This is a genomic window from Pseudomonas sp. P4_C3 (assembly GCF_056402075.1).
The window spans coordinates 1-8,543 of sequence record NZ_JBFUIC010000199.1 but is presented as its reverse complement, the minus strand read 5'-3'; the positions used below and the strand labels follow the sequence as shown (position 1 = coordinate 8,543).

Annotated in this window: 8 protein-coding genes and 1 pseudogene; 1 reads left to right on the top strand and 8 read right to left on the bottom strand. The window is 59.9% G+C overall.

Annotation, left to right across the window (positions count from 1 at the left end):
- Positions 1–76: 76 nt before the first annotated feature.
- The 3 genes and pseudogenes from AC1DVH_RS22685 to lexA form a co-directional block, all read right to left on the bottom strand.
- Positions 77–1,012, bottom strand: a pseudogene (locus tag AC1DVH_RS22685) (Y-family DNA polymerase); the annotation flags it as partial.
- Positions 1,013–1,019: 7 nt separating this feature from the next.
- Complete coding sequence (gene imuA / locus AC1DVH_RS22680) at positions 1,020–1,637, bottom strand: translesion DNA synthesis-associated protein ImuA (RefSeq protein WP_223462842.1); 618 nt, start codon at positions 1,635–1,637, stop codon at positions 1,020–1,022.
- Entirely contained in the window at positions 1,637–2,254 is a 618-nt protein-coding gene (gene lexA, locus AC1DVH_RS22675; protein ID WP_347906995.1) for a transcriptional repressor LexA, read from the bottom strand. Before lexA ends, imuA begins: the two co-directional genes overlap by 1 nt.
- Positions 2,255–3,569: 1,315 nt before the next feature.
- Between lexA and AC1DVH_RS22670 the strand changes: the two genes are divergently transcribed.
- Entirely contained in the window at positions 3,570–4,289 is a 720-nt protein-coding gene (locus AC1DVH_RS22670) for an AAA family ATPase (protein WP_477755704.1), read from the top strand.
- Positions 4,290–4,358: 69 nt separating this feature from the next.
- On the opposite strand, the gene AC1DVH_RS22665 is transcribed toward AC1DVH_RS22670, so the two are convergent.
- The 5 genes from AC1DVH_RS22665 to AC1DVH_RS22645 form a co-directional block, all read right to left on the bottom strand.
- The gene (locus AC1DVH_RS22665) at positions 4,359–4,637 is read right to left on the bottom strand and encodes a DUF971 domain-containing protein (protein ID WP_477755703.1); all 279 of its coding nucleotides are present in this window, start codon (positions 4,635–4,637) and stop codon (positions 4,359–4,361) included.
- Positions 4,634–5,596: a HEAT repeat domain-containing protein gene (locus AC1DVH_RS22660; protein ID WP_477755702.1), complete on the bottom strand. Its 963-nt coding sequence runs from the start codon at positions 5,594–5,596 to the stop codon at positions 4,634–4,636. The genes AC1DVH_RS22665 and AC1DVH_RS22660 overlap by 4 nt, the downstream gene beginning before the upstream one ends.
- Positions 5,593–6,441, bottom strand: coding sequence for an ABC transporter ATP-binding protein (locus AC1DVH_RS22655; RefSeq protein ID WP_477755701.1), 849 nt, complete (start codon positions 6,439–6,441; stop codon positions 5,593–5,595). The genes AC1DVH_RS22660 and AC1DVH_RS22655 overlap by 4 nt, the downstream gene beginning before the upstream one ends.
- A complete protein-coding gene (locus tag AC1DVH_RS22650) occupies positions 6,441–7,223 on the bottom strand; it encodes an ABC transporter permease (protein ID WP_477755700.1) in 783 nt (260 codons plus the stop codon). Before AC1DVH_RS22650 ends, AC1DVH_RS22655 begins: the two co-directional genes overlap by 1 nt.
- Before the next feature lie 136 nt (positions 7,224–7,359).
- The coding region (locus AC1DVH_RS22645) for an ABC transporter substrate-binding protein (RefSeq protein ID WP_477755699.1) at positions 7,360–8,543 on the bottom strand (1,184 nt) is incomplete at its 5' end.

Sequence of the window (8,543 nt, the reverse complement as noted above, 5' to 3'; positions counted from 1 at the left end):
CCTCTGAAATCGAACACTGGCAGCAGTTCCTCGCCGCCTGGGCCTATCGCTTCAGTTCCCAGGTCAGCGTGCATTACCCCCGGGCCAGTTCGAAGAGCATCGCCGGATCGCGCTCGGCGCTGAGCAGGCCGACCTTGATGAGCGTATCCGGCAACCCGGCGTGCTCCAGGTGCAGGTCGAAACGCTGTACGCCGCTGTCACGACCGCAGAGGAACGCCGACAAGTCGCCGGTCAATCGGCGCAACGGAAACAGCAAGGCTTGATGGGACTGCACATCGAAATTGAGTTCGATACGCACATCGAAGCGGTCCGGCGGCAGGTAAAACGTCAACGCCAGCCGCCGCAACCCCAACAGGGCATCCAGATGCTTGAGCACCTGGGCCTCGAAACGCCGGGCCAGGCTATGCCTGGGCAGCGCCTGCACCTGGCTCAAGATGCGCAAGCCCATGCGCGACAAGGCCGTGGCGACCGAGGCTTCGAGGCCGATCCGGTCGACGGGCATTTGCCCCAGGTGATGCTGCAAGGCTTGATCGTCCGGAACCACCAGACCGTCATAGGCATTGGCCAGCACCCGCGCCGCCACCGGGTTGGGCGCGGCCACGATGCGGTGCCGAAACCCCAGCTCGTCGAGCTCACGGCGCAAAAGCGCTTCGAATTGCGGCCAGGCACCGAACAAGCCGAGGCTGGATTCGATCTCGAACACCAGGGCCCGGGGGTAATGCACGCTGACCTGGGAACTGAAGCGATAGGCCCAGGCGGCGAGGAACTGCTGCCAGTGTTCGATTTCAGAGGCGTCGTATTCGGCCGTGACAAAGCCTTTGCTCAAGGCCTGTGCCGCGCTCATGGACTGGCCGGGACGCAAACCCAGCGCCCGCGCCGCACTGTTGACGGCCTGCAGCACCCGGCGCTGGGCCGGGCCGGTCAGCAACGCCAGGGGTTCATCGGGATCGGCGCGCTGACGCAGTACCGCGTCCAGCGCCAATTGCGGGAAAACAATGCAGACCCAGCGCATGGCAACCTCAATGCCCCACGGCGAAGGCAATCGGCGCCGAACGGGCCAGGCCGCCGCGGCACTTGAGCACGCGCAGTTGTGCCGGTCGGGCATCGATGGCAATGCGCAGGGCCGCCGGCGAAGGGTTGATCGCTTCACCGAGGGGACGATAGGCGAAGGCCAGGGTCTGGCCGGTTTCCGCCGCCACCTGCAAGCGGCGCAAGGCGCGGTCATCGGCCTTGTGCGGCCAGCACAGCACCGCGCCGCAACTGCCCGAGCGCAGGCATTGTTCCGCGGCCCACAGCGCATCGCGCTCGCTGGCCTGGATGATCGACAACTGACGCAGATCCACTCCGGCGCCCTGCCACGCCTGGGGGTACGGCACACAAGGCGGCGCCACCAGCACGATGCGCTCGCCCGCCGCCGACAGCCGTGCCAGTGTCGGCCACACCAGTTGCAACTCGCCCACGCCCTGCCCGGCCAACAGGATTTCCGTCAGTGCCGCCTCCGGCCAGCCACCGCTGGGCAACGCGGCGTCCAGCGCAGCATGCCCGGTGGGTTGCGGGCTGGCAGCCGGTGGCGCAGGCCGGCCCTTCCAGACCTGGCCGCCATTGAACAGCGTATCCAGCGCAACGACGGCACCCATCAGCCTTGCCTCACCAGGCCACAGAACACGCCTTCGATGGCCAGGTCCCGGTCGGCTTCGACAATGATCGGCTGGTAGGCCGGGTTGCGCGGCAGCAGGCGAACCACATCGCCGACCCGCTCGAAGCGCTTGATGGTGACTTCGCCGTCGAGCCGCGCCACGACGATCTGGCCATTAACGGCCTCGGGGCTGCGGTGCACGCCCACCAGATCGCCGTCGAGGATGCCGTCCTCGATCATCGAGTCACCCCGCACCCGCAACATGTAGTCCGGCACCCGCGAGAAGATCGACGGATCGAGCAGCAAGCGGCTATGGACTTCCGCATCGGCCCCAATCGGCGCACCGGCCGCCACTCGGCCAAGCACCGGGATGTCCAGCAATTCGGGACGCGGCGGCTGCCCGAGCAGGCGAATGCCCCGGGCCTGATGCGGGTTGACCTCGATAAACCCGGCTTCGGTCAGCGCCAGCACATGCTTGCGCGCGACGCTGCGGGAGGCGAAACCGAACGCCTCGCTGATTTCAGCGAGGCTCGGAGGCTGACCGTGCTCGGCGATGCGATCGCGGATAAAGGTCAGGATGGCGGTACGGCGGGGAGTCAGAGTCGTCATGGAGTACATTTGTACTCTTTCGGCTTTTTCCTGGCAAGGACTTGTAGGAGCTGTCGAGTGAAACGAGGCTGCGATCTCTTGAGACCAGAGCAAAAAGATCGCAGCCTGCGGCAGCTCCTACAGGAAGCCGGTTCAAACGTAACGTCCAGCGCTCCGTACTCGAACAAAACGGACGATCAAAAAATAAGGCCTACCGTTCGTCGCCTTTCTAAAAAATTAGCCTCTCAAGAAAATAAAAATCCATAAAAAAAGTACAAACCGCACATTTATTCTTACAGAAATATTCTACTCAACATAGCAAGATCATTTCTGCTTGCCGAAAACTAAAATACAGATTCAAAAAGGAATTCCACAGTTCCACGCTAAAAACTATCCACACCAAAACAAAACCAAGCCACTAAGATTCCTAACATCATGCAGGACGCATCTTAAAAACATGCAGGAATCCCCCTACAACACAAAGTTCTCTCGCTTGCATCCAACAGCAAAATCAACTAATCCTTGCAACACCACTTAACACCAAGTGGCGCCCCAAAACAAAAGCAAAATGAAAAACAATAAACATGGAGAATCGCCACCCAATGACCAAAAATATTATACCCAGAGTTTCTTCCCTGGCATCCATATTCATAAAAGAACAACTAAAAGAACCCATTGCCTTTTTCTGGATCTTGATATCACCTTGTGCGATGTTCTATTTTTTTGCAACAACCAGGCAAGACCCCAACTATTTCTCGAGCAATTACATTACGATTTCAGCATGGTTTTATGCTTATATCTCTTCTAGTGTCGCATTATTTGGATTCGCCTTTTACATAATCGGAAGAAGGGAAAGCGGGTTCACCCGATCATTTATTTACTCCAGGGAATCAAAACTGATTTTTCTCTTATCGCACTTCACTGCCTACTCGCTAATATCAATATCTTACTGCACAGCCTTTTACTTAACGACCAAATTCCCATTTGAAAACTACAACCTCCATGAACTACTGAATATCGCACTACGCTTTTACATCTGCTTTATCATGTTTTGCACTTTCGGGGCTGCATTTTCATTGTTACCGATCAACTTTCAGAACTCGAACACTTTGCTTTCCATTTTTTCGTTCTGCATGCTGATTCTCGGCGTAATGAGTGCCAGCAGATCAAACCCCATCACCGACACTTTGAACCTCGCAAACCCACTGACACTTGCAAGCCAGATAATGGAACAAGGTCTTGAATCCAACAAACTCATCACGACAGCAATAATTCTTTTATTTATTTCAGTACTGCACAGAACGTTCAAGCACCTGAGAATCAATCCCGTATGGAGCCGATACTGATGAAAAAATTCACGGCGCAGAGCATCGATTTCTCCTATACAGACAACCCCCTCTTGACCCAGGCATCTCTTGAGGTTGCTCAAGGTAACATTGTCGGCATTCTGGGGCCCAACGGATCTGGAAAAACAACTTTTTTCGATATCGTCTGCGACCTTAAAAAAGCAAAGTCCGGCTTCATAAAAAACGACTTCAGTCACTTTTTATACCTTTCTCAAATCATCTCCACCCCCCCACCATTGCGCATGCGTGACATTTTTAAAATGGTGACTGCACTGTCATCAAGCGAGCCCATGACACAAGAAACAACCTTAGAAAAACTAAGTGCGTGGAGCCCTGCGATAGTTAACCGATACCAAGACATATGGAACAAAAAATCATCGCTGTGCAGCTACGGAGAGACACGCTGGTTCTTTACGCTCTCTCTTCTTTCAATGTCTGCAGATTTCGTGATTCTCGACGAACCTACTGCCGGTGTAGATCCAGAGTTTCGCCGCTATATTTGGCAATGCCTTCACGGCGCCGCCAGGGAGGGCACCGCCATTCTGGTTTCCTCGCATAATGTTGATGAAGTAATTAACCACTGTGATTATTTTTACATGATTAGCCAGCAACGCTTCAATCGCTTTGCCAATGGTAGTGAGTTCATGCATCGGTATGGCGTAAAGACTGTGGACGATGCGTTTATCCGAGCCGTTACTGAACCTGTATTCGCAACATAAGCAACTGGAAGCGCACACGGGGGAGCTGCCGCAGACCGCGACAGCTCCCGATGAGGAATGGAAATCGATTCAGTCGGTAAGCCCGGCAAGATAAGCCCACGGATAAATCCCCCGCTCATGCCCGTCGCTGAACACCAGTTGCAGGCCATAACCCTGGGAGTGCAACTCGATCACCTGAACCCGCGCATCCACCAACGGCGCCATCCCCCGCAACCGAAACGCCCGGCACTGCGAGCACGGGCACTGGCGACGCAATTCGGCGTGTTCGAACACCTGTTCACGACCATCCGGCCAGTTCAGTCGCAACTGCTGTTTGCTGCGGGAGTTGCCAATCGCCAGCGGGTTCATTGCAGTTGACTCAAGGCGATGCGCACGGCCTTGCGCACTTCAGGGTCGCCGTCGTCTTGTGCGCCCTGCAATGCCGCAATGGCCCGTGGGTCGTTCAATTCGCCGAGGGCCAACGCGGCTTCCTTGCGCAGGTTGCTGATGCGGTGGCCGAGGGTGTCGATCAGCGCTTCGAATGCAGGTACAAAACGCAAGCGACCGAGGCTGCGGGTGGCGCGCAGACGCACTTGCCAGTAATCGTCGCCCAGGGCGTCGATCAGGGCCGGGCCGGCGTCGAGGTGGCCGACCTTGCCCAGGGTGGTGGCGGCTTCTTCGCGGACTTGCCAGGCAGCGTCCCGCAAGGCCTGGCGCAGGGCCGGCAGCACCTGTGCGTCAGACGCCAGGCCCAGCGCCCCGGTGGCGGCACGCCGCACCTCGGTGTCCGGGTCATCGCTGGCCAGCCGCGCCAGTGCCGGCAAGGCATCGAGTTGCTTGAGCCAGCCGAGTACGCCCACCGCCTCGCGGCGCACGCTGGCGCTTGCATCGTCCAGTGCCCGGGCAGCCGCATCGGCGGCTTCGGGGCAACGCAACTCGCGCAACGCCCGGAACGCGGCAATGCGTACGCCGCTGTCGGCGTGCCCGGTCCACGGCAGAATGACCCGGCCCGCCGCTTCACTCTTGAGCAGGCTGAGGCTTTGCGCAGCGGCCACCTGCACTACCGGGGATGGATCCGTCAGCGCCTGGCACAACGCCTCGACCACCGGCGCGTCCTCCCAGGCTTCCAGCAACCGCGCGGCTTCGGCGCGAACGTCTGCAATCGGGTCTTCGGCCAGTCGATTGATCAACCACAGCAGGCCGTCCGGCTCCTCGAGATCGGCCAGTTCGATCAGTGCGATCCGGCGTACACCGGCATCCTCGTCGGTCAGGCGCGGTTGCAGGGCAAGAATGTCGTCGTTATCGGTTACATCGAATAGTGAGGTCATAGGGCAAATCGCGGCAGTTTGTTTTCAGGGGGAAGTCCGAGCGGGTTCAGGCGCGGCAGTTGCCGACCGTCTTCGTGTCGCAGGAGTTCGAGGCAATGGCGCTTGAGATGCGAGAATTCAGGGCGGGTCATCAGCTCCGTGCTGCGCGGCCGGGGGAATTCCAGGCGCAGGTCTTCGATGATCCGCCCGGGGCGCGAGCTCATGACCAGCAAGCGATCGGCGAGGAACAGCGCTTCGTCGATGTCATGGGTGACAAAGACCACGGTGGTGCGGATGCGCGTCCAGATGTCCAGCAGCAGTTCCTGCATGTTCAATCGGGTCAGGGCATCGAGGGCACCGAAGGGCTCGTCCATCAGCAACAGGCGCGGACGGTTGACCAGCACCCGGGCAATTTCCACCCGTTGCTGCATGCCCCCGGAGAGCTGGTCGGGCCAACACCCGGCAAAACCTTCGAGGCCCACCAGTGCGAGGATTTCATCCGCCGCCTTGTGCCGTTCGACCTTGCCGACGCCTCGCATTTTCAAGCCGAACGCCACGTTGTCGCGCACAGTGCGCCACGGAAACAGGGTGTGCTGCTGGAACACCATGCCGCGCTGGGGCGATGGACCGGAGACTGCTGCGCCATCGACGTTGAGCGTGCCGGTGCGCGGTTGCAGGTGACCGGCCAGCGCGCCGAGCAAGGTGGACTTGCCGCAACCGGACGGCCCGAGAATGCACACGAACTGCCCCGGCTCGATCTGGCAATCGAGGCCTTGCACTGCYTCGAAGGCAGTGTCGCCCTCGCCCAGGTTGATCGACAGCCCACGAATATCGATACGCCCTTCCAGATGTTGAAAAACGCTCATCAGGCTTTTCCTCGTGGTCGATGCCAGGGCGTGAACAACCCGCCCAGACGTTTGATCAACAGGCTGCTGCCCATCCCGAGCACGCCGATCAGCAACATGCCGACCACGATGTCGGCGTAGTTCTGGATGGTGTAAGACTCCCAGGTGTAATAGCCGATGCCGAATTGGCCGGAGATCATTTCCGCCGTCACCAGGCAGAACCACGAGGTGCCCATGCCGATGGCCAGGCCGGTGATGATGCTGGGCGCAGCCCCCGGAAGAACGACCTCCAGCAGGATTGCCCGGCGCCCTGCCCCGAGGCTTTTTGCCGAGGCGATCAGCCGTGGGTCGACGCCTTCGACGCCGTGCACGGTGTTGAGCAGGATCGGGAACAGTGCGCCGGTGAAAGTGATGAACACCATCGACAGTTCCGAGGAGGGAAACATCAGGATTGCCAGGGGAATCCACGCCACGGCCGGGATCGGGCGCAGTACTTCCAGGGGTGGCAGCAACAGATCTTCGGCCCATTTCGAGCGGCCGATGGCCAGGCCCAGGGCCACGCCGATGATCAGCGCCGCGAAGTAACCGGCGAACACCCGGCCGAGGCTGCTGCCCAGGTGCTGCGCGAGCTTGCCCGAGTCGCCTAGGCCGAGGGCGGCTTCAATGACCGCCACGGGTGTCGGGACATTGGCGAAGGTCACCAGGCCGAGGTTCCAGTGGTGGCTGGCGGCGAGTTGCCAGAATACGAGGCAGAGCAGCAAGGATGCGGCTCTGGGAATCCAGCGTGAATATGATCGGTACACAAATCCTCCTCTCGACCCAAACCTTGTAGGAGTGAGCCTGCTCGCGATAGCGGTTTCACGTTCAACATTGATGTCGACTGACCCACCGCCTTCGCGAGCAAGCTCGCTCCTACAGGGGGCTGTGGTGTTTCGGCTGTTAGCGAACGGCCACGGCCTGCGCAGTGGCATCAGTGAAGTCAAAGACCTTGCCGCCCTGGGCCGTGGCGAACTGTTGGGCCTGGCCTTTGAGCAGGAACGCACTCAGCTGCCCTTTCCCATCGGTGGCAAACCACGCCTGATCCGCCAGCAGCTTGATCCCGCTGTCGCTGGCCTGGGCGTACACCGCGCGGATGCTCTTGCCTTCCTGCTTGAGCCCGGCCAGCGCGGTAAACGCCGCTTGCGCCGAGGCGTACTGGCGGACTTTCGGCTCACCGCGCACCCAGATTTCCGCCACGTGGCTGAAGTCGGTGATGGCTTTGCCGCTGGAGGCATCGACGGCTTTGAGCGGTGTCTGGTCGTAATTGGCCAGTTGCGCGCTGTAGTCCAGGTTCGAGGCCTTGAAGGCGGCGCGGATGTATTGGTCGTCGATGAAGGTGTTGAGATCGAGACCGCGATCGGCCTTCTTCAACAACTTGAGGGTATCAATGGCGGTGCCGACGGCCTGGCGATATTCCGGCTTCCAGCTCAGGTCGCGGGTCTGCACACCGAGAGGGCCATGGAACAGGTAATTGACCTCGGCATCGACCCCGGTGACCTTGGCGATCAACTCGCTGTATTTCTCCGGTTCAGCCGTCAGCAACTGGTTGGCTTCGATACTCGCCCGCAGGTAAGCGACGACGATTTCCGGGTACTTCTTCGCATAGGCCTGATCGACCAGCGCACCGTGGAAGGTCGGCGCGTTGGCCTGGGCGCCGTCATAAATCTTGCGCGCGAAACCGCGGCTGGGGAACAGTTCGGCGAAGGGCACGAAGTCAGCGTGAGCATCGATCTTGCCGGCCTGCAACGCGGAGCCGGCGACTTCCGGCGGCTGGGCGATGATGTTCACGTCCTTGAGCGGGTCCCAGCCCTGGGCCGCGACGGCGCGCAGCAGCATGCCGTGGGCGGTGGAAGCGAACGGCACGGAAATGGTCTTGCCCTTGAGCTCTGCCAGCGACTGCACGCCCGATGCGCTTGGCACCACGATGCCGTTGCCGCTGCCCTTGATACTGCCCGACAGCACGCTGATGAACAGGCTGTGCTTGCCCGCCGTTTCGAACGCCACGCCGTTGAACGCGCCGGGGAAGTCGGCCATGGCGCCGAAGTCGAGTTTGCCGGCCACCATCTCGTTGGTCAGGGGGGCGC